This window comes from Promicromonospora thailandica (assembly GCF_024171955.1).
GTDB classification, from domain to species: Bacteria; Actinomycetota; Actinomycetes; order Actinomycetales; family Cellulomonadaceae; genus Promicromonospora; species Promicromonospora thailandica.
In genome coordinates this window covers 123,085-147,423 of sequence record NZ_JAMTCS010000013.1, presented here as the reverse complement: position 1 = coordinate 147,423, position 24,339 = coordinate 123,085, and the positions used below count along the sequence as shown (strand labels likewise).

Annotated in this window: 22 protein-coding genes; 6 read left to right on the top strand and 16 right to left on the bottom strand. The window is 74.0% G+C overall.

Annotated features, from left to right (window positions below; all coding sequences use genetic code 11):
- Nucleotides 1-20 precede the first annotated feature (20 nt).
- The 3 genes from APR03_RS20280 to APR03_RS20270 are packed head-to-tail and all read left to right on the top strand — an operon-like array spanning nt 21 to nt 1,801.
- On the top strand, nt 21-647 hold the full coding sequence (locus APR03_RS20280; protein ID WP_253838739.1) for a TetR/AcrR family transcriptional regulator: 627 nt from the start codon (nt 21-23) through the stop codon (nt 645-647).
- Between the two features lie 42 nt (nt 648-689).
- On the top strand, nt 690-1,226 hold the full coding sequence (locus tag APR03_RS20275) for a YbhB/YbcL family Raf kinase inhibitor-like protein (protein WP_253838737.1): 537 nt from the start codon (nt 690-692) through the stop codon (nt 1,224-1,226).
- Nucleotides 1,223-1,801: a YbaK/EbsC family protein gene (locus APR03_RS20270; RefSeq protein ID WP_253838730.1), complete on the top strand. Its 579-nt coding sequence runs from the start codon at nt 1,223-1,225 to the stop codon at nt 1,799-1,801. The genes APR03_RS20275 and APR03_RS20270 overlap by 4 nt, the downstream gene beginning before the upstream one ends.
- A 9-nt stretch (nt 1,802-1,810) precedes the next feature.
- Here APR03_RS20270 and APR03_RS20265 read toward each other — a convergent pair whose 3' ends face one another.
- The 3 genes from APR03_RS20265 to APR03_RS20255 form a co-directional block, all read right to left on the bottom strand.
- Nucleotides 1,811-3,310 (bottom strand): extracellular solute-binding protein, encoded by a 1,500-nt coding sequence (locus tag APR03_RS20265; protein ID WP_253838728.1) that lies wholly within the window; start codon nt 3,308-3,310, stop codon nt 1,811-1,813.
- A 1-nt stretch (nt 3,311) separates the two neighbouring features.
- Entirely contained in the window at nt 3,312-5,294 is a 1,983-nt protein-coding gene (locus APR03_RS20260; protein ID WP_253838726.1) for a vWA domain-containing protein, read from the bottom strand.
- A 134-nt stretch (nt 5,295-5,428) separates the two neighbouring features.
- Nucleotides 5,429-6,250 carry an MHYT domain-containing protein gene (locus tag APR03_RS20255; protein ID WP_253838725.1) on the bottom strand — a complete coding sequence of 274 codons (822 nt, stop codon included), beginning with the start codon at nt 6,248-6,250 and terminating at the stop codon, nt 5,429-5,431.
- 278 nt (nt 6,251-6,528) lie between these two features.
- On the opposite strand from APR03_RS20255, the gene APR03_RS20250 reads away from it, so the two are divergent.
- A complete protein-coding gene (locus tag APR03_RS20250; protein WP_253838724.1) occupies nt 6,529-7,509 on the top strand; it encodes a siderophore-interacting protein in 981 nt (326 codons plus the stop codon).
- Between the two features lie 4 nt (nt 7,510-7,513).
- Here the strand turns inward: APR03_RS20250 and APR03_RS20245 are convergent, their stop codons facing one another.
- A complete protein-coding gene (locus tag APR03_RS20245; protein WP_253838723.1) occupies nt 7,514-8,335 on the bottom strand; it encodes a TrmH family RNA methyltransferase in 822 nt (273 codons plus the stop codon).
- Nucleotides 8,336-8,605: 270 nt separating this feature from the next.
- On the opposite strand from APR03_RS20245, the gene APR03_RS20240 reads away from it, so the two are divergent.
- Entirely contained in the window at nt 8,606-9,232 is a 627-nt protein-coding gene (locus APR03_RS20240) for a sigma-70 family RNA polymerase sigma factor (protein WP_253838722.1), read from the top strand.
- Here APR03_RS20240 and APR03_RS20235 read toward each other — a convergent pair.
- The 3 genes from APR03_RS20235 to APR03_RS20225 form a co-directional block, all read right to left on the bottom strand.
- Nucleotides 9,207-12,176, bottom strand: coding sequence for a hypothetical protein (locus tag APR03_RS20235; protein WP_253838721.1), 2,970 nt, complete (start codon nt 12,174-12,176; stop codon nt 9,207-9,209). The genes APR03_RS20240 and APR03_RS20235 overlap by 26 nt on opposite strands.
- A gap of 263 nt (nt 12,177-12,439) precedes the next feature.
- The gene (locus APR03_RS20230) at nt 12,440-12,835 is read right to left on the bottom strand and encodes a YchJ family protein (RefSeq protein ID WP_253838719.1); all 396 of its coding nucleotides are present in this window, start codon (nt 12,833-12,835) and stop codon (nt 12,440-12,442) included.
- Between the two features lie 40 nt (nt 12,836-12,875).
- Nucleotides 12,876-13,709, bottom strand: a complete 834-nt coding sequence (locus APR03_RS20225; RefSeq protein WP_253838717.1) for a helix-turn-helix transcriptional regulator — start codon at nt 13,707-13,709, stop codon at nt 12,876-12,878.
- A gap of 101 nt (nt 13,710-13,810) precedes the next feature.
- Between APR03_RS20225 and APR03_RS20220 the strand changes: the two genes are divergently transcribed.
- Nucleotides 13,811-14,572 (top strand): SDR family oxidoreductase, encoded by a 762-nt coding sequence (locus APR03_RS20220; protein WP_253838715.1) that lies wholly within the window; start codon nt 13,811-13,813, stop codon nt 14,570-14,572.
- A gap of 23 nt (nt 14,573-14,595) precedes the next feature.
- Here APR03_RS20220 and APR03_RS20215 read toward each other — a convergent pair whose 3' ends face one another.
- The 9 genes from APR03_RS20215 to APR03_RS20175 all read right to left on the bottom strand — a co-directional run bounded on the left by APR03_RS20215 (nt 14,596) and on the right by APR03_RS20175 (nt 24,336).
- Nucleotides 14,596-15,879, bottom strand: a complete 1,284-nt coding sequence (locus APR03_RS20215) for an endo-1,4-beta-xylanase (RefSeq protein WP_253838713.1) — start codon at nt 15,877-15,879, stop codon at nt 14,596-14,598.
- Nucleotides 15,880-15,901: 22 nt separating this feature from the next.
- On the bottom strand, nt 15,902-16,129 hold the full coding sequence (locus APR03_RS20210) for a helix-turn-helix domain-containing protein (RefSeq protein ID WP_253838711.1): 228 nt from the start codon (nt 16,127-16,129) through the stop codon (nt 15,902-15,904).
- A 49-nt stretch (nt 16,130-16,178) separates the two neighbouring features.
- A complete protein-coding gene (locus tag APR03_RS20205; RefSeq protein WP_253838709.1) occupies nt 16,179-16,772 on the bottom strand; it encodes a hypothetical protein in 594 nt (197 codons plus the stop codon).
- 138 nt (nt 16,773-16,910) lie between these two features.
- Entirely contained in the window at nt 16,911-18,842 is a 1,932-nt protein-coding gene (locus APR03_RS20200) for an ABC transporter ATP-binding protein (protein WP_372494966.1), read from the bottom strand.
- Between the two features lie 154 nt (nt 18,843-18,996).
- A complete protein-coding gene (locus tag APR03_RS20195; protein ID WP_253838706.1) occupies nt 18,997-20,757 on the bottom strand; it encodes an ABC transporter ATP-binding protein in 1,761 nt (586 codons plus the stop codon).
- Nucleotides 20,757-21,506 (bottom strand): TetR/AcrR family transcriptional regulator, encoded by a 750-nt coding sequence (locus APR03_RS20190; RefSeq protein ID WP_253838704.1) that lies wholly within the window; start codon nt 21,504-21,506, stop codon nt 20,757-20,759. The genes APR03_RS20195 and APR03_RS20190 overlap by 1 nt, the downstream gene beginning before the upstream one ends.
- A gap of 126 nt (nt 21,507-21,632) precedes the next feature.
- The gene (locus tag APR03_RS20185; RefSeq protein WP_253838702.1) at nt 21,633-22,799 is read right to left on the bottom strand and encodes an SPFH domain-containing protein; all 1,167 of its coding nucleotides are present in this window, start codon (nt 22,797-22,799) and stop codon (nt 21,633-21,635) included.
- Nucleotides 22,800-22,928: 129 nt separating this feature from the next.
- Nucleotides 22,929-23,360 (bottom strand): NfeD family protein, encoded by a 432-nt coding sequence (locus tag APR03_RS20180; RefSeq protein WP_253838700.1) that lies wholly within the window; start codon nt 23,358-23,360, stop codon nt 22,929-22,931.
- 190 nt (nt 23,361-23,550) lie between these two features.
- Nucleotides 23,551-24,336, bottom strand: coding sequence for an ABC transporter ATP-binding protein (locus APR03_RS20175; protein WP_253838698.1), 786 nt, complete (start codon nt 24,334-24,336; stop codon nt 23,551-23,553).
- Nucleotides 24,337-24,339: the final 3 nt, after the last annotated feature.

Sequence of the window (24,339 nt, the reverse complement as noted above, 5' to 3'; positions counted from 1 at the left end):
CAACCGGTTTGATAGCCGCCATGACAACGACGCCGAGCGTCGCCACCATCGGGCTGGACGCCGCCCCGAGCCGCCTCTCGACCCGGCTCGCCACACGTCCCGAGGCACAGCGCGTGCTCGACCTCGCGCGCGACACGTTCATCGAGGGCTACCGCATCGACATGGCGCCGCTGGCCGCCCGGCTCGGCGTGGACCGCACGTCGGTGTTCCGCTGGGTCGGCAACCGGGACGCGCTGCTCAGCGAGGTGCTGTGGTCGCTCGCGGTACCGACCCTGGTGCAGGCCGACCGCGCGACCGAGCACCAGGCCGGCGCGGAACGCCTCGCCGACCTGCTGACCACCTTCACGCGGGACCTCATCGTGGCCGACTACTTCCGCGCCTTCCTGCGCCGCGAGCCCGCCCGGTCCCTGCGCCTGCTCACCACCGCCGACAGCCCGATCCAGCGGCGCTTCGTCGCCACCGTCGAGTGGCTCGTGGTGCGCGACCTGGGACCCGAGCCGTTCGGCGGCACCATCACCCCCGGCGAGCTCGCCTACCTGCTGGTACGCGTGTCGGAGTCGCTCACCTACGCCGACCTCGTCACCGGCGACGAGCCGAGCCCCGCCCGTGCCCGCACGGCGTTCCGGCACCTCCTGCGCGTGGACTGACAGCCGCTGGCAACGCGCGGGCGGATTCGGCAGAGTGAGCGCATGGACTTCACGCGCCCCTATCCCCCGGACCCGTACACCCTGCTGCCCGCACCGGCCACCTTCACGCTCACGAGCGCGGACCTGACCGACGGCGAGCGCATGCCGGACGCCCACGCGGCGCACGACCAGGACGTCTCGCCGGCGCTGGAGTGGAACGGCTTCCCCGAGGGAACGCGCTCGTTCGTGGTCACGTGCTACGACCCGGACGCCCCGACCCCGATGGGCTACCACCACTGGACCGTCGCCGACCTGCCGGCGGACGTGACGTCGCTGCCCACGGGTGCCGGCGCGCCCGGCGGCGCGGGCCTGCCCGCCGGGGCGTTCCACACGGACAGCGACGGGCACACCCCCGGGTACGAGGGCGCCGCGCCGCCGCCCGGCGACCACCCGCACCGGTACATCTTCGCGGTGCACGCGCTCGACGCCGCCCCCGGCGAGCTGGGGCTCGGCCCGGACAGCACCAACGCGCAGGTGGCGTTCAACGTGTACTTCCACCTGCTGGGGCGCGCCACGCTGACGGCGACGTACAGCCGATGAACGAGAACGCCACCCTGCCCACGCTGGGCGACCTGGTCTGGGCCCCGGCCCTCGACCACCCCGAGCTGCTCGCCGAGCCGGTCCGCGCGGCGCTGACCGCCTGGGCCGCGGCCGAACCGCGGGTCGCGGGCCTGGTCGCCGTCACCGAGATCGACCCCGACCACGCCGACACCGCGACGCTCAACGAGCTGCACGGCCTGCCCCCGGAGGCGTCCGCCAACTGCGTGCTGGTGGCCGGGCGGCGCGGCGAGGAGGAGCGGATCGCGGCGTGCGTCGTGCCCGCCACCACGTTCGCCGACGTCAACAAGCGCGTGCGCAAGCTGCTGGACGTGCGCAAGGCGTCGTTCCTGCCCACCGACCGCGCGGTGGCCGACTCCGGCATGGAGTACGGCGGCATCACGCCCGTCGGCCTGCCCGCGGCCTACCGGGTGCTGGTCGACGCGCGGTTCGCGCAGGACGGCACCGTGGCGCTGATGGGCTCCGGCGTGCGCCGCTCCAAGCTGCTCATGCCCGGGCCGCTGCTGTGCGCCATGCCGGGCGCGGAGGTCACGGAGGACCTGGGCGTGCTGCGCTGAGCACCGCGCTCACCCGGGCGGGACCCGGCCGTCCAGGGCCGCGGCCATCCGCTCGGCGAGCCCGGCGGCGTCGAACCCCCGGGTGCCGGGGCGGTCGGTGCCGCCGGGTGCCAGCGCGGCCCGGACGTACCGCCGGAACTCCTCGCTGAGCCCCACGTAGTGCTGCAGGCGCGGGCGGGGCGCCGCCCCGTCCAGCGCCAGCCGCAACGCGTCGTTCGCCTTGCGCAGCGGGTCGTTGGTGCCCTGGGCGCCCTTCCCGGTCGCATAGTCCACGAGCGACGCGGCCAGCCCCTCGGTGTCGGCCTCGCGCGCCCACGGCGCCGCCGGGTCGCGGTAGGGCGCCTCCCGGCTGGCCGCGAACCCGCCGCGCTCGAAGATCATCTGGTGGCTGCGCTCGTCCGTGAGGAACTCGACCAGCCGGCGCGCCGCGACCGGGTAGCGGGACGCCGCCGCGACGGCGAGGCTCTGCCCGCCGAGCACGCCCCCGCCGGGCATCGGCATGAACCCCACCCGGAACGGCACCGAGTCCGCGCCGCGCAGCACCCGCAGCGCCCGCGGCCAGTGCCGCAGGAACACCGCACGCCCGGCCGCGAACGCCGCGAGCGCCCCCTGCTCGTCGAACGAGAGGGACGCGCCGCCGCCCGCCCCGTCCGGCCGCAGCCGGCCGGCGAGCGCGTCGACCGTGTCACGGATCGCGTCGACCCGGTCGAAGGTGGGCCGCCCGGTCTCGTCGAGCGTCAGCGCGTCCGCGCCGAGCAGGATCTCCCAGAGGTTGACGGTGCAGCCCTCGTAGTCGGCGAGCTGCAGGGCGATCGCGAGGTCCGCCGGCGGGCGGTCCAGCCCGCGCCGCTCGCCGCCCACCGCCGCGAGCACCTCGTGCGCGAACGCGTCCAGCCCGGCCCAGCCGCCGTCCAGCGGGATCGGGTCGGCGGCCGGCACGTCACCCCCGTAGTACTCGGCCACCAGGTCCAGGTTGCAGTACAGCAGGCCGACGTCGGAGTTGAACGGCAGCGCGTACACCGTGCCGTCCCAGGTGCCCGCCTGCCACGGCCCGTCGAGGAAGCCGTCCCCCGACGCGCCGTCGAGCGCCCGCAGGTAGCCGCCGCGCGCGAGCTGCGGCACCCACGGGATGTCCAGGTTGTAGACGTCGAACGCCGGGTCGCCCGCCTGCGCCGCGGACAGGACCGTGCTGTAGGCACGGTCCGCGTTGCTCGACACCTCGACGATCCGGGCGGGGTGCGCCTCGTGCACCCGGTTCCACAGGTCCACGAGCAGCCGCCGCTGCCCGCCGTCGGTCTCGTCCCGCCCGCTGAGGATCGTGAGCTGGTCGCCCGCGGCGAAGGTCTCCAGGTCCGCCGCGCCGCCCAGCAGCCGCTCGACGCCGAGCGGCAGCGCCGCGCCCGCGACCAGTCCCGCCGCACCGCCCACGAGGAAGCCACGGCGCGTGATCCCGTGCGAGCCGTCGCCCGCACCGGCACCGGTCGTGTCACCAGTCGTGTCACCAGTCATGTCACCGCCCTCCCAGCTGCGCGAACAGGCCGTCGAGCGTGTCCTCCAGCTCGCCGAAACCGCTGTCCCAGCACTCGCCGCCCCAGGCCGTCGTGACCTCCTGCAGCTCGCTCACCTGGCACGACGCCTCACCGACCGCGACCGCGTAGACCCGGACCCCGGCGGCGGAGGGCTCCTGCGCCGCACGCACCAGGCCCGCCGCGGACGCCGCACCCGCCGGCCCGCCCGGGTGGTCCTCGCCGTCGGTCAGGACGACGAGCGCGGTCAGGTGCTGCCGCGAGGCGCCGCCGGGGTCCAGCCCGGCCAGGTAGGACGTGCCCGCGTCGAGCGCGTCGTACAGCGGCGTGACGCCACCCGGCAGCACCGGGCGGAGGGCCTCCGGTGCCGCCTGCCGCGCCTGCGTGCTCCGGGTCAGGTCGAGCAGCGGCCGCGGGCTGTCGCCGGCCGCGCCGGAGAACGACCAGATGCCCACCTCGTCGGCCCCGCCCAGGTGGCCGAGCGCCGTGAGCACGCCGCGCCGGGCCACGTCCATGCGGTTGCGCTCGCCGTCGGCGGGCCGCCCCATGGAGGCCGAGGAGTCCACGAGCACCAGGACGCGCGCCGGGCGCCGGGCCGCGCGGTACAGGTTCTCGGCGCCCCGGACGCGGGTGTCCCCCACGCGGCCGCTGCTCGGCACCGCCACGACGGGCTCCCCCGCGAGCAGGCCGTCCAGGCCGGACAGCGGCTGCCCGTTCAGGTCGCGCACCCGCGCCCGGCTCTCCAGGACGGCCTGCCCGCGGGGCGTCGTCAGCCACCGGACGAAGGCCTCGGCACCCTGCTCCCCGCGCCCGCCGGGCGCCGGCGCCCAGTCGAGCCGCACCGCGGCGTACTCCAGCCCGGGACCTCCCTCGGGGTAGAACGGCACCAGCTCCGCGCCGGTGCCCGCCCCCGGCACCGCCGGGCAGTCGGCACCGCCCGTCACCGCGGCGCGCTCGGTGGTCAGCACCGCCACGCGGGGCGGCTCCGCCGTCGCGGCGGACAGCTCCGCGAGGCGGCACAGCAGCGCGCCGTCGCTGCCGAACGGCAGGCCGGCCCGCTCCAGCGCGTGCCCCAGGGAGAGCTCCAGCGCCTCGGCGTCGGCGACCGTGCCGTCGTACAGGCTCACGCTGTGCAGGGCCGCGGCGAAGGACGTGTCGGGGTTGGCCCGCACGACGTCGAGGCCCACGGCCTCCGCGGCGTCCACGAGCACCCGGACCGGGTCGTCGGACGTCGTCGTCGCCCGCAGGCCCTGCGCGTACGGCGCGGGGACGGCCAGGACGAGGGGCGACCCCGCCACCGGAACGGGCTCCGCGGCCGTGACGGCCGACCCGGCCTCCTGGGTGACGAGGGCTGCCTGCGCCGTCGACTCCGCGATCCACACGTCCGGCCGCGGGCCGAGCGCGAGCGAGGCGCCGGGCTCCTCGCTCGAGCCCTCGTCCCAGCCCGAGACCAGCGCGGCGCGCAGGGCGGGCCAGCCCATGCCGAAGGTGGTGACGTGGTAGCTCGGACAGGAGAACGTGTTGACCGAGTCGCGCTCGAACGCGTCGGCCACCGCCGAGAAGTCGGCTGCGCCGTCCTCGGGCACCACCACCGCGATCTCGGCCGCGTCGTCGCACGACCGTTCCCGCTGCAGCCACAGGAGCCCGAGGCCGGCGCCCGTCGTCACCACGAGGACGACCGGCAGCACGACGGTCCAGCGACGCACCGCCCACCGGCCCGCCGCCGCGAACCAGCGCGCGTAGGTCGGCACCCGCACGAGCGCCGCCAGGCCCAGCAGCACCAGAGCCACCGAGACCACCAGCAGCACGATCTGCGCCTCGCGGCCCACGACCCCCATCGCGGTGGTGCAGAGGCCGGCGACGGCGACGAGCACCGTCAGGACGGTGGTGCGGTAGTCCTCCCACCAGGGCCGGGGCCCACCACGCCCCCGGCGCCCGGAACTGTCCGGCTGCCCCGTCGCACCCATCCGTTCCTCCCCGAACGTCTGGGTCCGATATTTACCACATTGCCCCGGGATATCGCCCTGATAAGGGTGATTTCCGTGTCAGGGAGCGGGCTGCGCGGCCACCTCGGCGGGGTGGGTGAGCGGGCGGGTGGGGGTCAGCGCAGCACCGAGCGGCGCCGCGGGTCGGCCGCCTCCTGCCGGATCCGCTCCTGGCGCTCCTGCCAGTCCTTGAACTTCTCCTGCGCCTCCAGCTCCTTGGCGCTGGGCGCGACGCCGACCACGACGAGCAGCAGGATGGTGCTGAGGGTCACGCCGATGATGAGCGGGCCGAGCAGCGCGGAGGCGGTCACGCCGCCGTCGGGCACGACCAGGCCGCCCCGGACCACCTCGGCGCGCATGGCCGCCATGCCGGTGTAGTGCATGCCCGAGACGGCGACGCCCATGACGAGCGTGGCGCCGATGCCTCCGGCCAGGGTGCGCACCTTGGCGGACAGCCAGAGCCCCGCCGTGGCCGCGACGATGCCGACCAGCACCGACACCGCCACGGTGGGCAGGTCGTAGGTGACCTGGACGCCGACGTCCACGGCGCGCATACCCAGGTAGTGCATGGCGGCGATGCCCAGGCCGGTGACGACGCCGCCGCCGATCAGCGCGCCGAGGCCGACGCCCGCCGCGCGGACGATGAACAGGCCCAGCCCCACCACCGCGATGGCCAGCAGGCCGCTGGCGACCGTCAGGGCGACGTCGTACCGCGTCTCGGTGCCGCGGACGTGGAACCCGAGCATCGCGACGAAGTGCATGACCCAGATGCCGGTGCCGCCGATGGCCACGGCGCCGAGCGCCAGCCAGCCCGTGCTGGCCGCACCGCGGGAGACCCGGGCCCGGGCCGTGCAGGTCAGGCCGACGGCGCACCCGGCGCACGACAGCAGGAACGAGAGGACTGGTGTGACCCAGCCCAGCGCGAAGTGGTCGATCATGGGGAGCTCTCCAGCAAGCGGGGACGGCGTGGGCGCCGGACGGTCGGAGGGGCGTGGGATCGCTACCAGGGGGTCGCCCGGGCGGAGTCCATGCAAAGTAAATAGCCCGGATATGGCGAGATGCACCGTTTGCACGGGGTGAACTTGCCCCGGGGTGGGGTGATCTTTGACCGTCGCCCGCGCGCTTCTACCACACCCGGACGCGGCCGCCGGTGTGACCTGGGTCGCACCCTCGAACCGTTGCGAAGGGGTGGCGAACTTAGGTTAGGCTCACCACCGTGACCACCCAGACCGGCGGGCTCGATGTCCGGCCCTCGCGCATGTTCGACGTCGAGGTCGCGCGCGTGACGCGCCTGTGCCCCTCCTTCGTACGGTTCACCTTCCGGGGCCCGGACCTCGACAAGTTCGCGGACAACGGCCGCGACCAGCGCATCAAGCTGCTGCTCCCCTCGCCGCGCGGCGGCTGGGACGGGCTGCGCCGCGACGACCCCGACTGGTACGCCGCCTGGCGCACGACGCCCGACGAGGAGCGCAACCCCATGCGCACCTACACCGTCCGCACCGTGCGGCAGAACCTCCGTGAGGTCGACGTCGACGTCGTCATGCACGGCGACACCGGGCCGGCCTCGCGCTGGGCGCTGACCGCGGCGGCGGGCGACCCGATGGTCATCATGGGCCCCAACGCCGAGTACGACGGCGTGCACGGCGGCGTCGAGTTCGCCCCGCCGTCGACCAGCCACGCGCTGCTGCTGGCCGGTGACGAGACGGCCGCGCCCGCGATCGCCGCGATCTGCGAGTCGCTGCCGCGCGACGCCGTCGGCGAGGTCTTCCTCGAGGTGCCGCACCCCGAGGACGGCTGGGACGTCGGGGCACCCGAGGGCGTGCGCGTGCACTGGCTGGCCCGCGACGGGCGCGAGCACGGCGACGTGCTGGTCCCCGCGGTGCAGGACGCCGCGGACCGGCTGCTCGCGATGGGCGTGCGGCCGTCGTCGTCCGAGACGACGCCCGCCCTCACCGCGGCGGGCCTGGACCTCTCGGGCGAGGCCGACGACGTCGACATCGACGCGGGCATCCTCTGGGAGGTGCCGGTCGACCAGGCCGGGCAGCCCCTCGTGCAGGAGACCGTGCTGTACGCGTGGCTCGCGGGCGAGGCCAGCGTCATCAAGACGCTGCGCCGCTACCTGGTGAACGAGTGCCAGGTGGACCGCAAGTCGGTCGCGTTCATGGGTTACTGGCGCAAGGGCCGCGCCGAGAGCTGAGCACTCAGGCGCCGTCCGCCGGCACGCGGGTGGCCCAGGCGGCCACCGCGACGGCGGACGCCACGTTGAGCGAGTCGACACCGCCGGACATCGGGATGCGGACCGTCAGGTCGCACCCCGCGACGGTGCTCGCCTTGAGCCCGTCACCCTCGGTGCCGAGCACGAGCGCGAGCTTCTCGGGCGGGTCGGCCACGAGGTCGTCCAGCGAGACCGAGTCGTCCTCGAGAGCCAGGGCCGCGACCGTGAAGCCGTGCGCACGCAGGGTCTCGATGCCGGCCGGCCACGGGTCGATGCGCGTCCACGGCACCTGGAACACGGTGCCCATCGAGACGCGCACCGCCCGGCGGTAGAGGGGGTCCGCGCAGCTCGGGGTGAACAGCACCGTGTCCACCCCGAGCGCCGCGCACGCGCGCATGGCGGCACCGACGTTGGTGTGGTCCACGATGTCCTCCAGGACGACGACCCGCCGCGCGCCCTCGAGCAGCTCGCTCACCTCGCGCAGGGGCGGCCGGTGCATCGCGGCCAGCGCCCCGCGATGCAGGTGGAAGCCCGTGATCTCCTTCAGCACGGGCTCCTCGGCCACGTAGACGGGCACGCCGGGCGGGATGACGTCCGCCATCGAGTCCAGCCACTTCGGGGCCATGAGGAACGACCGGGGCCGGTGGCCCGCGGCCACCGCGCGCCGGATGACCGTGGAGCTCTCGGCGATGTAGAGGCCCTTGGCCGGCTCGTGCCGGGAGCGCAGGACCACGTCCGTGAGGCGGTTGAAGTCGGCGAGCCGGTCGTCGGCGGGGTCGTCGACGTGGACGACGTCGGGGAGGGTCACCGGCCCATTCTCCCTGCCCGGGCGCGTGCACCGGAACTCGGGTTTCAGGGCACGCCGGGCCGGGACGCCGTTATCCTCCCGTTATCTCTCACAGCGAAATCGTCTCGGCTTCCCCAGCGGCCCAAGATTCCATATGCTCCGGGGCAAGGAAAGTTCGTCTCACTGATGAGGAGAGTTGCGATGAGAACTGCCCGGACTCCCCGGTCGTCCCGCGCACGCCGCAGCAAGGACTCCGTTCCGCATCCCGCTCTACCCCCTTCCTACGCAGCGATGATCGAGCGCACGCCCTCGCTGGACGAGGCGCAGCTCGAGTCCCTCCTCGAGCGGGCGGTCGCAGGCGCCGACGCCGCACGCACCCTCGAGTCCACCGCGGTCTCCCCCAGCCTCCGCACCCAGCTCGAAGCGCGAGTCAAGGAAGGGCAATACGCAAAGGAGCGTCTCGTCCTCGCCCACCTCCGCCTCGTCCCCGCCGTCGCGAGCTCGTACGCGGGCCGCCTGCCGTTCATGGACCTCGTCCAGGAGGGCAACGTCGGCCTGGTCCGCGCCGCCGACTCCTACGACCCCGCGCACGGCACGTTCGCCGCCTACGCCCACCGCTGGGTGCGCCGCTCCATCGTCCGCGCGGTCGCCGCGGCGGAGCAGGCCTCCGCGGCCCAGAGCGGACCCACCCCCGAGCAGACCCTCATGCGCCGCCGCGTGCGGCAGGCCGTGGCCCGGCTCGACGCCGTCGAGGCCCGCGTCCTGGAGATGCGCTTCGGCCTCCTGGACGGCACCACGCACACGCTCGACGAGATCAGCCGCCGGCTCGGCGTGGCCAAGGAGCACGTGGCGCAGATCCTCGAGTCCGCGCTGGCCCGCCTGCGCGACGTCGTCAGCCCCGCCCCGCTCGCCGCGTGACCGCCGGCTGGGCTCCCGACGGCCCAGCCGGCGTCAGCCGAGAGATGACCTCGTCCAGGGCGACGTGGTACGCCCACGACGACTGGTAGCCCGAGTGGGCCGCCACCGCGAAGAGATAGGCCGACCGGTCCATCTCCTCCGCCCCGCGGTCCGTGTCGTTCTCCCCGTACCCCACCACCGGGAAGCCCAGGAAGTCGGTGCGCCGCCACAGGTTCACCCACGCGGGCTTCGCACCGCAGGTCAGCAGTGACATCAGCGTGACCTGTTCCCCCGAGCCGGGCTCGGGGCGTCCCGGCGTCAACGGCGCCGCCGGGTCGGCCCCGGGTCCGGGACCACCCGCGCGCGAGCCCCTCTCACGCAGGCCGGCCTCGCGCAGGCCGGCCGCCCGCACCTGACCGCCCCACGGGTCCGCCGACCAGGCCGGCCCGGTGCTCGGTGGCGTGCCGGTCGTCGTCGGGCCCAGGAGGTCCGGGAAGAAGCGGCCGAAGAACGGGCGCAGCTGCACGCCGTAGGTGAGCAGGCCGAGGCGGCCGTCGGCGGTGCCCACGGGCTGCGTGCCGCCGTCCGCCGCGCCGGGCACCGGGTTGCCCGCGCGGATCAGCACCACCGCCGCGGCGAGCACGCCGCCCATCGAGTGCGCCGACAGCACCACCCGCCGGTCGGGGGCCACCCGGGCGCGCTCGGCGTCGTCGGCCACGTCGGCGGCGGTGAGCCAGGCGTCGACGCGCGAGCGCACCTCCGGCACCACCCGCTCCGCGTAGCTCGGCGGGCCGAACGGGTGCGCGCTGCGCGGCAGGAAGCACAGCAGGTCCCACAGCAGCCCCCACGGGCGGGACGGGCCGCCGCCCGTGCCGCCCGCCAGCGCGCTCGCCACCAGCGTGGCCGCCAGCACGCCGAGGGCGGGCACCGCGAGGCTCGACAGCCAGGCCGGCACCTGGACGGTGCCCGTGTCGTCGTGCTGGGCCACGAGCGGGATGTGCGCGACGAGCGCCGCCACGTAGGCCGCCGCGGCCAGGGCGCCGACGGCGAGCTCGGCCCGGTGCGACATCGCCGCCACCTGCCGCCCCCGCAGCACGCGCTCGAGCACCGGGTTGGGGCCGCCGTCGAGGTCGGGGGCCTCCGCGACCGCACGCCACGCCGGGGCCGCCGGGCCGTACGGCGGGCCGAGCGTGCCGGGCGCCCCGGGGATCCACAGCGTCCGGGACCGCAGCACGTCCATGACGTACGGCCCGGCCAGCGCCACCACGAGCAGCGCCAGGAAGACCAGCGCGATCACCACCGACGCCGTGCCGAACTCGGTGTACACCGGCGGCACCCGCACGAGCTCCGGGTCGGGCAGGCCACGCACGATGCCCACGAGGCCGTCCCCCAGGGGCACCGGCGCCACGCGCTCGCCGTTGCGCAGGAACCACTGCACGCCCAGCACGAGCAGGCTCGAGTACACCGCCGCGGCGGCGGCCGAGACCAGGAGGAAGACGCCGGGACCCGCGCCGTTCCACCCCTCGGTCGCCCGGCGCCGCAGCACCATCGCCCCCAGCACCACCACGGCCGGGCTCAGGACGGCGAGCACCGCGAGCGCCACGAGCAGGTGCCGCCAGGGAGCGCCGGGCTCGGTCACGAGCACCGCCGCGACGCACGCGGTGGCCACGACGGGCACCGTCGACCAGGCGGCGACGCCGCGCAGGCTCCGTGCGGTGCGCCAGGCCAGCCCGGTGGCGGCGATCCCGAACAGACCGACGCCGAGCAGCGCGGGCACCAGGTCCAGGCCGACGAGCGCCGGCATGCGCTCGGGCTGCGGCCCGGTGGACGCGGCCCAGCAGGCCACGAGCCAGACGAGCAGTCCGGCGGCGAACAGGGCCAGGCCCGCGCGGCCCTTCCAGCGGGGCACGAGGGCCTGGACGCCGTCGTCGTCGGTGCGCAGGGCCACGAACGCGCAGGCGGCCAGGATGACCACGAGGGCGAACAGCGGCAGGCCGGGCACGGGCAGGCCGACGTCGGCGTACCGGGTCCAGGTCAGGTACTGGCCGGTCAGGGCCAGGGCCGCCCCGAGGTGCGCCCACAGCAGGCCGGAGCCGGTGCGCTGCGACCAGAAGCCCGCGCGGTGCAGCGGCGGGCCCGACGGCGACACGGTGCCGCCCGCGCGCATCACCGAGAACGTGGACTCGAACCGCACCTGGCCGCTGTGCGCGACGGCCACCAGCACCGCGACCACGAGCACCGGGGCGACGGACAGGAGGGCGAGACGGTCGCCGACGTCGAGCCGGGCCAGGCCGTACAGCCAGCTCGGGACGCGCGCGCAGACCGGCACCAGGGAGTCGGGGCCCACGGTGGCCAGCCCCATGCAGCGGGTGCCGACGATCGACAGCGCGACGGTGGCCACCGCCGACACGAACAGGAGCGTCAGGCCGAGGGAGAAGACACGGGTCAGCGCGGCGGTGGCCTCGGGCCGCAGGCTGCCCGTCCCGTGCGCGCCGTCACGGTCACCGTGCGCCGTGGGGTCGGGAGCCGGGATGCGGCGGGCCCAGTACGCGGCGTTGGCGAGGCCGAACGGCACCATCGCGGCCCACAGCAACCGCACGGCGAACCTGCCCACCATGCCCAGCACGCCGCCGAACGGGAGGCCGCCGAGGCGCGCCATCGCACCCCAGGAGTAGGCCTCGCGGCGTACGTCGGGCCGGATGGCGTGGACGTGGCCCGGCGGCAGCGCCCGGTCCCGCGCCGCGACGTCGGGCCGCGGGGTCCAGAAGCTGCCCAGGCCGTCGCCGTCGGACTGGGTCACCTCCTCGCGCGGCAGGTCGAGCGACCCGTACGGGAGGGTGTTCGCGATGCCGTGGATGCGCAGCTCGAGGACGTTGACGCCGGCGGCGGGCACGTCCCGGGGCCGGGTGCTGCTCTGCGGGCTGGTCTGCGGGCTGGTCGGAGTGCCGGGTGGGGCGCTGTCCATAGCGCCCCAAGGTAGGGCCGGCGCCGCGTGGGGCGCACGGCGCCACGCGCTGTCCCACCAGGAAAGAGGTGAAACTACGCAGGCTCAGCCACATCCGGCGTGCGTCTTCGGTCCCCTGCACCCGGTTGGCGCGGTTGTTCGGTCCGTTGCTCCGAGATCGGTCCTTCGTCGGACCGATCTCGGAGCAACGGACCGAACTCGCCAGGTGGGGCCAGACAGGGGACCGAAGTCAGCGGGGCACAGAGGTCAGGGGGGCGCAGAGGTCAGCGGGCCTCGCGGTCGCCGTCGACGTAGTACCAGCGGCCGTCGGTGCGCACGAACCGGCTGGTCTCGTGCAGGCTGGCCCGCGTGCCCGTCGCCGGGGAGCGGTAGAACGCGGTGAACTCGACCACGCCGGACGTGTCGAACGGCCCGCCCCGCTCCGTGCGGTGGATGTCGAGGCGGCGCCACTGCTCGTCGCCGACCCCGGCGGTGTCGGGCCGGGTCTGCGGGGCCCACGTGGCCAGCAGGTAGGCCTCGTCGCCCACCGCGAACGCCGAGTACCGCGAGCGCATCAGCGCCTCGGCGGTCGGGGCGGTCGCGGCGCCGGAGTGGTAGCGCCCGCAGCAGGCGCCGTAGGTGTCACCGGAGAGGCAGGGGCAGCGGTCGTCGTCGTGCACGGGACGATCCTGCCACCGCCGTACCGCCACCGCCGTACCGCTACGCGAACGCCTCGTGCCCGAGCACGGCGAGCAGGCGGATCTTCTCCTCGGCCTCGCTGCCGGGCGCGGGGGTGAGCACCACGAGGGCCTGGGACTGGTCCTCGGTGAAGAGCGCCTGGCAGTCGACGTCGATGCGGCCCAGCTCGGGGTGCACCAGGGTCTTGTGCTGCTCGAACCGGCGGGAGACCTCGTGCAGCTCCCAGACGCGGACGAACTCCTCGCTCTCACGCAGCAGGGCCTGCAGCAGCTCGTCCGCGAACGAGCCCGGCCCGGCGGCGGCGAGCGCGGCGCGCAGGTTGGCGACCTGGGTGCGGCCCTGCCGCTCGTGGTCCTCGGGCGGGTAGACGTCGCGGGTGCGCGGGTCGGTGAACCACCGGTAGACGGTGCTGCGGGCCAGGCCCGTCGCGGGCGGCGTGCCGAAGACGGCCTCGGCGAGCCGGTTCTGCACGAGCACCTCGCCCAGGCCGGACAGGATGAAGGCGGGGGCGTCCTCGAGGCGGTCGAGCACGCGCAGGAGGGCGGGGGCGACGTGGGTGTCCAGGGGTGTGCGCCGGGGGACGCCGTGGCCGGCGAGGCGAAACAGGTAGTCGCGCTCCTCGACGGTCAGGCGCAGGGCGCGGGTGAGCGCGGCGAGCATCTGCTCGGAGGGCTGCGGCCCGCGCTGCTGCTCCAGCCGCGCGTAGTAGTCCACGGACATGCCGGTGAGGGCGGCGACCTCCTCGCGGCGCAGCCCGGGTGCGCGACGGCGGGGGCCGGGCACGAGCCCGACGTCGGACGGGCGCAGGGCCTCCCGGCGGCGGCGCAGGAAGTCGGCGAGGGCAGGTCGGTTCATGTGCCTATCGTGCGCCGCGCCGGGAGCGGGAACCAGGGACCGCCGGTCCCTGGTTCGCCGGGTCTCTCCCGCCCGGCCGGGCCGCGGCGCACGGTGGAGGCATGAACATCACCGGAAACACCATCTTCATCCCCGGCGGGACCCGCGGCATCGGTCTCGCGCTCGCCCTGCGGCTGCAGGCCAGGGGCAACACCGTGGTCGTGGGCGGGCGCAGCGCGGCCGCGCTGGATGCGGTCGCCGCGGAGCACGGCCTGGCGACCGTCCGCGTCGACACCACCGACGCCGACTCGATCCGGGCCGCGTCGGCCGAGGTGATCGAGCGGTTCCCCGAGGTGAACGTGCTCGTCGCCATGGCGGGCATCATGCGCGCCGAGGACTGGCGTACCCCGGACTTCCTGGCCGACGCCGAGGCGACCGTCGTCACCAACGTGCTGGGCCCGATCCGCCTGGTCGCGGCGTTCACGGAGCACCTGCAGACGCGGCCCGACGCGACGATCGTGACGGTGTCCTCGGGCCTGGCGCACGCGCCGCTGCGGGTCACGCCGACGTACAACGCGACCAAGGCCGCGATCCACATGCTGTCGGAGTCGCTGCGGCTGCAGCTCGCGGGCACGAGCGTGTCGGTGCTCGAGCTGGTGCCGCCGTCGGTGCGCACGGAGCTCATGCCCGGGCAGGAGTCGAACGAGCACGCCGTGCCGCTGGACGAGTACATCGAGGAGACGATGAGCCTCCTGGAGTCCCAGCCGGACGCGCACGAGATCCAGGTCGAGCGGGTCAAGTTCCTCCGCTACGGCGAGGTGCGCGGCGACTACGACCAGGTGGTGGCGGCGCTCAACGCCACCGACCCGCACGCGGCCTCCTGACATCGGGCGCCCCGGCAGCGGCGTCACGCGGCGTGCGGGAGCTTCCCCTCCAGCGTGACGGCCCCCGGGGTGTCCAGCGTGACCGTCCCCGCACCGCCGCCGTCGAGGCGCTCGATCGTGTAGTCACCGAGGAACCCGCCGAACCGCACCCGGCCCTCGGCGTCGGTGCGCAGGGTGGTCGGCGCCAGCCACCACTCGTCCTTGACCAGGCCGCGCAGCCGGTCGTAGGCAGGCTTGGGCGACCCGTCGGCCCGCAGCAGGCCGCCGGGCGCGTTGAGCCACATGCCACGGTCGGACAGCCCCCAGTACGTCGACGCCTCGACGGACGGGTGGGACAGCAGGGTGCGGTAGTGCCGCTCGACCTCGTCGGCCTGCCGCTCCTCCCCCTCGGGGGTCGACGGCCACGACTCGACCTGCCAGTCGTTGAGGTCCTCGATGTGGCCGGGCATGAGGTCGCCCGAGAGCAGTGTCGTCTCGGTGAAGTGGATCGGGATGCCGTACCGGGAGAACCGGTCGAGGATCTCCAGGGTCCGCTCCTCCCCGAGGTAGCCCTGGTGCATGTGGCTCTGCAGGCCGAGCCGGTCGATGCGGATCCCGGCCCCCAGGACCGCCTCGACCAGGCACTCGTACGCCGTGGACAGGTCGAAGTCGTTGAGCAGCAGCGTCGCGCCCGGGTTCTCGGCGCGGGCCTCCTCGAACGCCATCCGGATCATCTCCACGCGCCCCTTCTGCCGCGCCAGGGGCGTGATCGCGTTCTCCTGCGCGGTGAACACCGGCATGATGACGACCTCGTTGATCGCGTCCCACGTGTCGACCACCCCGCGGAACGCCGCGACGTCGCGGCGGACCCGTTCGCGCTGCAGGCGCTCCACCTCGGCGTCGGGCAGGCCGAGCAGCCAGTCCGGCTGCACCGTGTGCCACACGAGCGGGTGGCCCTTGACGACCACGCCGCGGTCGGCGAACCAGCGGGCGGCACGCAGCAGGCGGTCGGTCTGCGGCGCGCCCCGCTCGGGCTCGAACGTGCCCCAGTAGAACGGCAGCGTGGTCTGGTTGAAGACGTCGAACCAGGCGTCGGCCAGGCGCCCGTCGTACGCCGGGTCCTGCGACGTGCCGCCCGCGAGGTCCACGAGGTCGAACCCGATGCAGCCGAACAGGAACGCGTGGCGCGTCTGCCGCACGACGACGTCCTGGTCGGCCAGCGGGGCGCCGTCCGGTCCGCGCAGGGTCACGGTGGCGTCGGCGCGCCGGTGCGCCAGGGACGGGTCAGGCGTGCGCCCGCCGGTGGGCGCGGTGAAGAGAGAGGTCACGCGCCGACCCTAACGGCAGCCGTCACGAGCGCGGGCGGACGACCAGGAGCTCGCCCACCTCGCAGTCGAGCACGTCGCAGATCGCGGTGAGGGTGGAGAACCGGATCGCCCGGGCGCGGTCGTTCTTCAGCACGGAGAGGTTCACCACCGTCACGCCCACGAGCTCGGCGAGCCGGGCCAGGGTCATGCCGCGCTCGGCGAGCAGCTCGTCGAGACGGCAGTGCACCCGGCCGTCGTCGTCCACGGGCATCAGAGCGGCCCCCGAGGACGGCCCATCAGACGAGGCCCAGCGAGGCCCATCAGACAAGACCCTCGGTGTCCCGGACCAGGCGCGCACCCCGCTGGAAGGCGTAGCCCACGCCGGCGAGGAGGAACCCGGCCAGGAGCAGGAGGCCGTCGAGGCCGAGCACGACCGCCTGGCCGGTGCCGGCCCCGGCGCTCGAGAGCGCGCTGCTCGCCGCGGTGTCCCGCAGCGACGGCACGGCCACGGACGCGACCAGCAGCGTGGCGGCCGCGACGTTCACCGCCACCCGGTTCACCCGGCCGAAGAACTCGCCGCGGAAGAACGCCCCGCCCAGCAGCGCGAAGCAGGCGGACACCACGACGGTCGCGACCGGCGGGACGAGCGCGGCCGCCAGCACCAGCGCGAACGCGGCGGGTCCGAGGCCGGACACGCGGACGACGGCCTCGGTCGCCTCCGCCGCGGTGCCTCCCGCCACGAGCAGCTCGTGCGGCACCCCGGCGAGGTCCACCCGCACGGGCACGTCCCGGTTGGGCAGGATCCGCACGAGCTCCCGGACCACCGCCACCCCGCCCGCGAGGACGGCGGCGCCGCCCACGACCGCCAGCGCCACGAGGTCCGGCCCCGGGTCGTTCCACCATCGCCTCGTCATCGTCCTCACCTCTCGGTCGGCCCGCTCCACATCGCGTTCCATATCGATTGTCGATGGTATCGAAATACGATATGCCCGTCAACGACGCGAGGGCGGCGGGAGCACCTGCCGCTCCCGCCGCCCTCGCCTGCCGTCAGGTCACGTCGCCGCCGGCTCCTCCTGGGCCACCGGGGCCGCGAACTGGCTCGCGTACAGCCGCGCGTACGCGCCGCCCGCCGCGAGCAGCTCCTCGTGCGAGCCCTGCTCCACGATGTCGCCGTGCTCCATCACGAGGATCACGTCGGCGTCGCGGATCGTGGACAGACGGTGCGCGATGACGAACGACGTGCGGTCCTTGCGCAGCCGGTTCATCGCCTCCTGCACCAGCACCTCGGTGCGGGTGTCCACCGAGGACGTCGCCTCGTCGAGCACGAGGATCGCCGGGTCGGCCAGGAACGCCCGTGCGAGCGTGAGGAGCTGCTTCTCCCCGGCCGAGACCGACGAGCCCTCCTCGTCCACGACGGTGTCGTAGCCGTCCGGGAGGGTCCGCACGAACGGGTCCACGTGGGTGGCCCGCGTGGCCGCGAGGAACTCCTCCTCGCCGACGTCCGCGCCGTCCGCCACGCCGTAGCGCAGGTTCTCCTCGATGGTGCCCTTGAACAGCCAGGTGTCCTGGAGCACCATGCCGACCGACGAGCGCAGGTCGTCGCGCGACATGTCCCGCGTGTCGACGCCGTCGAGCGCGATGCGGCCGCCATCCACCTCGTAGAACCGCATGAGGAGGTTGACCAGCGTCGTCTTGCCGGCGCCCGTGGGGCCCACGATAGCGATGGTCTGCCCCGGCTCCGCGACCAGGTTGAGCCCTGTGATGAGCGGCTGGTCGGGCGTGTACGAGAACTGGACGTCCTCGAACGCGACCCGGCCGCGCACCGGCTCCACCTTCTGCGACTCGGCCGGGTCAGCCGTCTGCTCGGGTGCGTCCAGGAGGTCGAACACCCGCTCCGCGGAGGCGACGCCGGACTGCAGCAGGTTCATCATCGAGGCGACCTGCGTGAGCGGCTGCGTGAACTGGCGCGAGTACTGGATGAACGCCTGCACGTCGCCCAGCGACAGCGTGCCCGAGGCGACCCGGAGCCCGCCGATCACCGCCACGATCACGTAGTTCAGGTTCGCGAGGAACCCCATCGCGGGCTGGATGGTGCCCGAGATGAACTGCGCCTTGAAGCTGGAGGAGTACAGCGCGCCGTTCTCCTTGGCGAACGCCTCGGCGGTGCTCTCCTGGTGCCCGTAGACCTTGACCAGCGCGTGGCCCGTGAACGACTCCTCGATGTGCGCGTTGAGCCGCCCGGTGGCCGCCCACTGCTCCACGAACTGCGGCTGGCTGCGCTTGGCGATCTGCGCCGTGAGGATCACGGACAGCGGCACCGTCACCAGCGCCACCAGGGCGAGGATCGGCGAGATCCAGAACATCATGAACAGCACGCCGATCACCGTCAGCACGGCGGTCACGAGCTGCGCGAGGGTCTGCGTGGTGGTCTGGGCCACGTTGTCGATGTCGTTGGTGACGCGGGACAGGATCTCGCCGCGCTGCTGGGCGTCCACGTACGACAGCGGGATGCGGTGCAGCTTCTCCTCGACCTGGTCGCGCAGGGTGCGCATGGTCCGCTGCACGACGCCGGTGGTGATCCGCGCCTGGAGCCAGCCGAACAGGAACGCCCCGAGGTACGCCGCCACGACCCAGCCGAGGGTCTGCATGAGCAGCGTGAAGTCGATGCCCTGGCCGGGGACGACGCCGGGCACACCGGACAGCAGGTCGGCCATCTGGTCCTGCCCCTGCGCCCGCAGGCCCTGTTCGGCCTGCTCCACGGTGACCCCGGACGGCAGCTGCGCACCCACCACGCCCGCGAAGATCACGTTCGTCGCGTTGCCCAGCAGCTTGGGCCCCAGCACGGTCAGCGCCACCGACCCGATGCCCAGCACCATGATCACCACGACGTTCAGCCGCTCGGGGCGCAGCGCACCGGCGAACCGGCGCAGCGACCCCTTGAAGTCCAGCGGCTTCTGCACGGGCATCCCCATGCCCATCCCCATGGGGCCGCCCCCTCCGGGCCCCCGCCCGCCGGGACCGCGCCCGGGCGCCGCGGGCGCCTTGTCCTTCGTCTCCTCGCTCACGCGGCCTCCTCCTGTGTCTTGCGGGACACCCGCACCCGGTCGGCCCGCACGATCAGGGCTTCGCCATCGTTGATCATGCGGCCTCCTCCAGGCTCATCTGGGACGTCACGATCTCCTGGTACGTCGGGTTGTCGGCCAGCAGCTCGGCGTGCGTGCCGCGGCCGACGATGCGGCCGTGGTCGAGCACCAGGATCTGCTCGGCGTCCCGGATGGTCGCCACGCGCTGCGCGACGACGATGACCGTCGCGTCGCGGGTCTGCGGCTTCAGCGCGGCCCGCAGCCGCGCGTCGGTCGCGTAGTCGAGGGCGGAGAAGCTGTCGTCGAACAGGTAGATCCGCGGACGGCGGATCACCGCCCGCGCGATCGCCAGCCGCTGGCGCTGACCGCCCGAGAACGTGGTGCCGCCCTGCGCCACGACCGCCTCCAGACCGTCCGGCAGCGCCTCGACGAAGTCGCGCGCCTGCGCCACCTCCAGGGCCGCCCACATCTCCTCCTCGGTGGCGTCGGGCTTGCCGTACCGCAGGTTGTCGGCCACCGTGCCGCTGAACAGGTAGGCCTTCTGGGGCACCAGGCCCATGAGGGAACCGAGGTCGTGCTGGGTCACGTCGCGCACGTCGACGCCGTCCACCCGGACGGTGCCGCCCGTCGCGTCGAACAGGCGCGGCACCAGGTTGAGCAGCGTCGACTTGCCGGAGCCCGTCGAGCCGATGATCGCCGTCGTGCGGCCCGGCTCCGCCGTGAACGACAGGTCGTGCAGCACGGGCGCCTCGGCGCCGGGGTACCGGAACTCGACACCCTCGAAGCTGACCTCGCCGCGCGGTGCGGGCGCGTCCGGGTCGTCGGGAGCGGGGACGAGCGCGACCGGGGACCGCGGGTCCACGACGGACGACTCGGTCTCCAGCACCTCCCCGATCCGCTCCGCCGCGACCGCGGCGCGCGGGATCATCATGAAGATCATCGTCGACATCATCACGGCCATGAGGATGTACATGAGGTAGCTGAGGAACGCCGTCAGCGAGCCGATCTGCATGCCGCCGGCCTCGATCTCGTGCGCGCCGAACCACAGCACCGCCACCGACGACATGTTCATGATGAGCATGACCACCGGGAACGTGAGCGCCATCAGCCGCCCGGCGCGCAGCGAGGTGTCGAACAGCTCCTCGTTCACGACGCCGAACCGCTCCTTCTCGCGGCCCTCGCGCACGAAGGCCCGCACCACCCGCAGGCCCGTGATCTGCTCGCGCAGCACGCTGTTGATCGCGTCGATGCGCTTCTGCATGCGGCGGAAGTGCGGCACCATGCGCCACACGATGACGCCGGCCGTGGCGGCCAGCACGGGCACGACGACCAGCAGCAGGGCGGACATCGTCACGTCCTCGGCGAGCGCGAGGATCACGCCGCCCACCAGCATGATCGGCGCCATCACCATGATGGTGAACGTCATCAGCACGGTCATCTGCACCTGCTGCACGTCGTTGGTGCTGCGCGTGATGAGCGTGGGGGCGCCGAACCGGGCCATCTCGCGGGCCGAGTAGGTCTGCACGGTGTGGAACAGGTCGCGCCGCAGGTCCCGGCCGAACGACGTCGCGACCTGGGCACCGAAGTAGACCGCGACCACGGACGCCACCACCTGGCCGAGCGAGACGACGAGCATCCAGCCGCCGGTGCTCCAGATGCGGCCGATGTCGCCGACGACGACGCCGTGGTCGATGATGTCCGCGTTGAGGCTGGGCAGGTACAGCGCCGCGAGCGTCTGCACCAGCTGCAGCACGAGCACGGCGACCACCGCCCAGCGGTAGGGGCCCAGGTACTTCCGGGCGAGCGTGACGAGCATCAAGAGTTCCCTTCGGGGCTGGGGGTGGGAGAGCCGGGGCGCGTGCCCGGGCCGGGCTCCGCGGTGGAGGTTGCCTCGCCCGGAGCGCCGGGGCCAGGTTTTTTCGCTCCGGGCGTCGCGGGAGCGGCGAGCCCGTTGACGAGCGCGTCCGCCAGGACGTCGGCCGGCACGGCGGGCGCCAGGTGGTCGATCCGCAGGTGCGCGCCCGCGACGGCGGACTCGATGAGCGAGACCGCGACCTCGGCCGGGACACGCAGCCGGTGCGCGTCCGGAGCGAGGACGGCGGTGATCCCCTCGACCGTGGCCGCCCGCTGCCGGGCCCGCTGGTCGAGGAGCGCCGCCCGGTGTGCGTGCAGCCGCGCGTGGGGGTCGGCGCCGGGCGGCGGCGCCATGGCCCGCAGCACGGTCATCCACCGCACGACCTCGGCCACCCGGTGCCGGCCGAGCTCGATCACGAGCTCCAGCCGCCGCTCGAGCGGCAGCGCCGGGTCGATGCCGGTGAGCTCGGCGAGGGTCTCCTCCGGCCGGCCCGCGCGGTTCAGGCCTTCCATCGCAACCGCGCCCACGAGCGCCGTCTTGTCGCCGAACGCCCGGAACAGCGTGCCCTCGGCGACGCCGGCGGCCTGCGCCAGCTCGCGGGAGGTGACCTCGTGCCCCCGTTCGGCGACGAGCGGGAGCACCGCGTCGACGATGGCGGCCTGCCGGTCCTCCGGAGACATGCGGGAGGCCCGGGATCGCGCGTTCTGCATGCCCCGACACTAAATGAGTGAGCACTCACTCCGCAACTCGGTCCGCCCTGGGCCGGACCCGGGCACGACAAAGCCCTCCGGCACGAGGCGCGGAGGGCTGGTCCGGTCAGCGACCGGGACCGTGTGTCAGCCTGCCGGAGGTGCCGGCGGGGCCGGGGGCACCGGCGGGGGCGTCGCCGAGCCACCGCCCGGGCGCTGCCCGCGCTCGTGGCTCGGGTCGAACGGGTCGCCCGAGCGCGTACCGGCGCTCGTCGCGTCGGCCGTGGCGGCCTCCGCCTGGCGCTGGGCCTCCGCGAGGGCCTCCGCCGGGTCCGGCAGCAGGGGCTCGTCGAGCACGGAGTCCGCGGGCTCGCGCGGGCCCGAGGGGGTGCTCGGCGGCACCGGCGGCACGCCGGGACCCGCCGGACCCGCACCCCCGCCGAAGCCCTGGGCGATGTTGCCCAGCGCCGCGGTGAACTCGGTGGGGATGACCCAGGTGGTGTTGGAGGTGCCGTTGGCGATCTGCGGCAGCGTCTGCAGGTACTGGTAGGCCAGCAGCTTGGGGTCGGCGTCGCCGCGGTGGATGGCCTCGAAGACCTGCATGATGGCGCGGGACTCACCCTCGGCACGCAGGATCTGCGCCTGGGCGTCACCCTCGGCCTTGAGGATCTCCGACTGCTTCTGGCCCTCGGCCGTGAGGATCGCGGACTGCTTGACACCCTCGGCCGTGAGGATCGCGGCACGGCGGTCACGTTCGGCGCGCATCTGCTGCTCCATCGAGCCCTGCACCGACGGCGGCGGGTCGATCGACTTGAGCTCGACGCGGTTGACGCGGATGCCCCAGCGTCCCGTCGCCTCGTCGAGCACGCCGCGGAGCTGGCCGTTGATCTGGTCGCGGCTGGTGAGCGTCTGCTCCAGGTCCATCGAGCCGATCACGTTACGCAGCGTGGTCACGGTGAGCTGCTCGATGGCCGTGATGTAGTTCGCGATCTCGTAGACCGCGGACTTGGCGTCCGTCACCTGGAAGTAGATGACGGTGTCGATCTCGACCACCAGGTTGTCGCTGGTGATCACCGGCTGGGGCGGGAACGACACGACCTGCTCGCGCAGGTCCACGCCGGCCCGGACGCGGTCGACGAACGGCACCAGGACGTGCAGGCCCGGGTCGAGCGTCTTCGAGTAGCGACCCAGGCGCTCGACGACGAGCGCGACGGACTGCGGCACGATCCGGACCGCACGGATCACCGCGACGATGCCGACGATCACGACCAGGGCGATGATCAGGTAGAGCAGGACTTGCCCGAATGACTCCACGACGTCTCCTCACGCGGGCACCTAGGCCCGCACGGACGGTTTCAAGCTTCTGACTTGGACTGCCTGGGACTTGCTTGCTGGGACGTGCTTGCTGGGACTGCACCGTGGCCGCGCCCAGGCGGCGGGCGGCTACGCCTCCGGCTCGACGACAGCGGTCGCGCCGTCGATCTGGACCACACGAACGCTAGTGCCGGCGGCGAGCGGAGGCGACCCGGGCACGGCCCGCGCGCTCCACACCTCGCCGCTGAGCTTGATGAGGCCCGAGGCCGTGCTGACCTCCTGGACCACCGAGGCGGTGCGACCCACGTTCGCCTCCGCGTTGGTGGGCGCCTTCGGCGTGTTGTTGCGCAGGTGACGGATCAGCGTGGGCCGCAGCGTCACGAGCAGGACGACCGTGGCGACCACGAAGACGACCGCCTGCACCCACAGCTCCGCTCCCGACGCGTTCGCCACGGACGCGGCCAGCGCGCCGCCCGCGAACATGATGAAGACGAAGTCCAGCGACAGCAGCTCGATCAACGCGAAGATCAGTGCCGCGCCTACCCACCACAACCAGGCCATGATCGCTCCCTCCGAGCGTCCCCTCCGGCTGGCGACCGGTCGCCGGCGGAACTTCTCCGCCGGCGGGCCCTCGCGGGGAATCTCCCGCTACCTCGGACCTTTGCCCGGACTTTACCAAGGTCCACCGACACAGCGGTAGCAAAGGCAGGGTGTGGTGCCAGATCGTGACGCGAGGCCCGCGCCGCGGCGTTCAGCGCGCGGAGCGCGCGAGCCAGCGGCCCCCGCCGTGGGCGACCACGAGAGGCACCCCGAAGGCCGCGGAGAGGTTGTCCGCGGTGAGGACCTCCTCGAGCGGGCCGGCGGCCTGGATGCCGCCCTTCTTCATCAGCAGCAGGTGCGTGAAGCCCGGCGGGATCTCCTCGACGTGGTGGGTCACGTGCACCAGCACGGGCGAGGCGGGGTCGCTCGCGAGCTCGGACAGGGCGGCCACCAGCTCCTCGCGGCCGCCGAGGTCGAGGCCGGCGCCCGGCTCGTCGAGCAGCAGCAGCTCGGGGTCGGTCATGAGCGCGCGGGCGATCTGCACGCGCTTGCGCTCGCCCTCCGAGAGGGTGCCGTACGTGCGGTCGGCGAGGTGGTCGACGTCGAACGCCGAGAGCAGGTCCTTCGCGCGCTGCTCGTCGAGCTCGTCGTAGCTCTCGGTCCAGCGCCCCGTCACGCCGTAGGCCGCGGTGAGCACGACGTCGCGCACCGTCTCCGCCGTCGGCAGCCGCTCCGCGAGCGCCGCGCTGGACAGGCCGATGCGGGGGCGCAGCTCGAACACGTCGACCCGGCCGAGCGTCGAGTCGAGCACGGTGGCCGTGCCGGACGTCGGGTGCAGGCGTGCGGCGACGATCTGCAGGAGGGTCGTCTTGCCCGCGCCGTTGGGGCCGAGCACGATCCACCGTTCGCCCTCGTTCACCTGCCAGTCCACGGAGTCGAGGATGGTCGAGGTGCCGCGCCGGACGGTGACGCCCGCAAGGTGGAGAACCGAGCTCATGGG

Excerpts from the sequence above, each read along its gene's own strand:
- APR03_RS20280 (WP_253838739.1), top strand. The coding sequence starts at position 21 with ATGACAACGACGCCGAGCGTCGCCACCATCGGGCTGGACGCCGCCCCG.
- APR03_RS20235 (WP_253838721.1), bottom strand. The coding sequence starts at position 12,176 with ATGGACAGCGCCCCACCCGGCACTCCGACCAGCCCGCAGACCAGCCCG.
- APR03_RS20265 (WP_253838728.1), bottom strand. The coding sequence starts at position 3,310 with ATGACTGGTGACACGACTGGTGACACGACCGGTGCCGGTGCGGGCGAC.
- APR03_RS20200 (WP_372494966.1), bottom strand. The coding sequence starts at position 18,842 with ATGGGGATGGGCATGGGGATGCCCGTGCAGAAGCCGCTGGACTTCAAG.
- APR03_RS20175 (WP_253838698.1), bottom strand. The coding sequence starts at position 24,336 with ATGAGCTCGGTTCTCCACCTTGCGGGCGTCACCGTCCGGCGCGGCACC.
- APR03_RS20255 (WP_253838725.1), bottom strand. The coding sequence starts at position 6,250 with ATGATCGACCACTTCGCGCTGGGCTGGGTCACACCAGTCCTCTCGTTC.
- APR03_RS20260 (WP_253838726.1), bottom strand. The coding sequence starts at position 5,294 with ATGGGTGCGACGGGGCAGCCGGACAGTTCCGGGCGCCGGGGGCGTGGT.
- APR03_RS20225 (WP_253838717.1), bottom strand. The coding sequence starts at position 13,709 with ATGAACCGACCTGCCCTCGCCGACTTCCTGCGCCGCCGCCGGGAGGCC.
- APR03_RS20270 (WP_253838730.1), top strand. The coding sequence starts at position 1,223 with ATGAACGAGAACGCCACCCTGCCCACGCTGGGCGACCTGGTCTGGGCC.
- APR03_RS20220 (WP_253838715.1), top strand. The coding sequence starts at position 13,811 with ATGAACATCACCGGAAACACCATCTTCATCCCCGGCGGGACCCGCGGC.
- APR03_RS20210 (WP_253838711.1), bottom strand. The coding sequence starts at position 16,129 with ATGCCCGTGGACGACGACGGCCGGGTGCACTGCCGTCTCGACGAGCTG.
- APR03_RS20240 (WP_253838722.1), top strand. The coding sequence starts at position 8,606 with ATGATCGAGCGCACGCCCTCGCTGGACGAGGCGCAGCTCGAGTCCCTC.
- APR03_RS20180 (WP_253838700.1), bottom strand. The coding sequence starts at position 23,360 with ATGGCCTGGTTGTGGTGGGTAGGCGCGGCACTGATCTTCGCGTTGATC.
- APR03_RS20190 (WP_253838704.1), bottom strand. The coding sequence starts at position 21,506 with ATGCAGAACGCGCGATCCCGGGCCTCCCGCATGTCTCCGGAGGACCGG.
- APR03_RS20205 (WP_253838709.1), bottom strand. The coding sequence starts at position 16,772 with ATGACGAGGCGATGGTGGAACGACCCGGGGCCGGACCTCGTGGCGCTG.
- APR03_RS20195 (WP_253838706.1), bottom strand. The coding sequence starts at position 20,757 with ATGCTCGTCACGCTCGCCCGGAAGTACCTGGGCCCCTACCGCTGGGCG.
- APR03_RS20275 (WP_253838737.1), top strand. The coding sequence starts at position 690 with ATGGACTTCACGCGCCCCTATCCCCCGGACCCGTACACCCTGCTGCCC.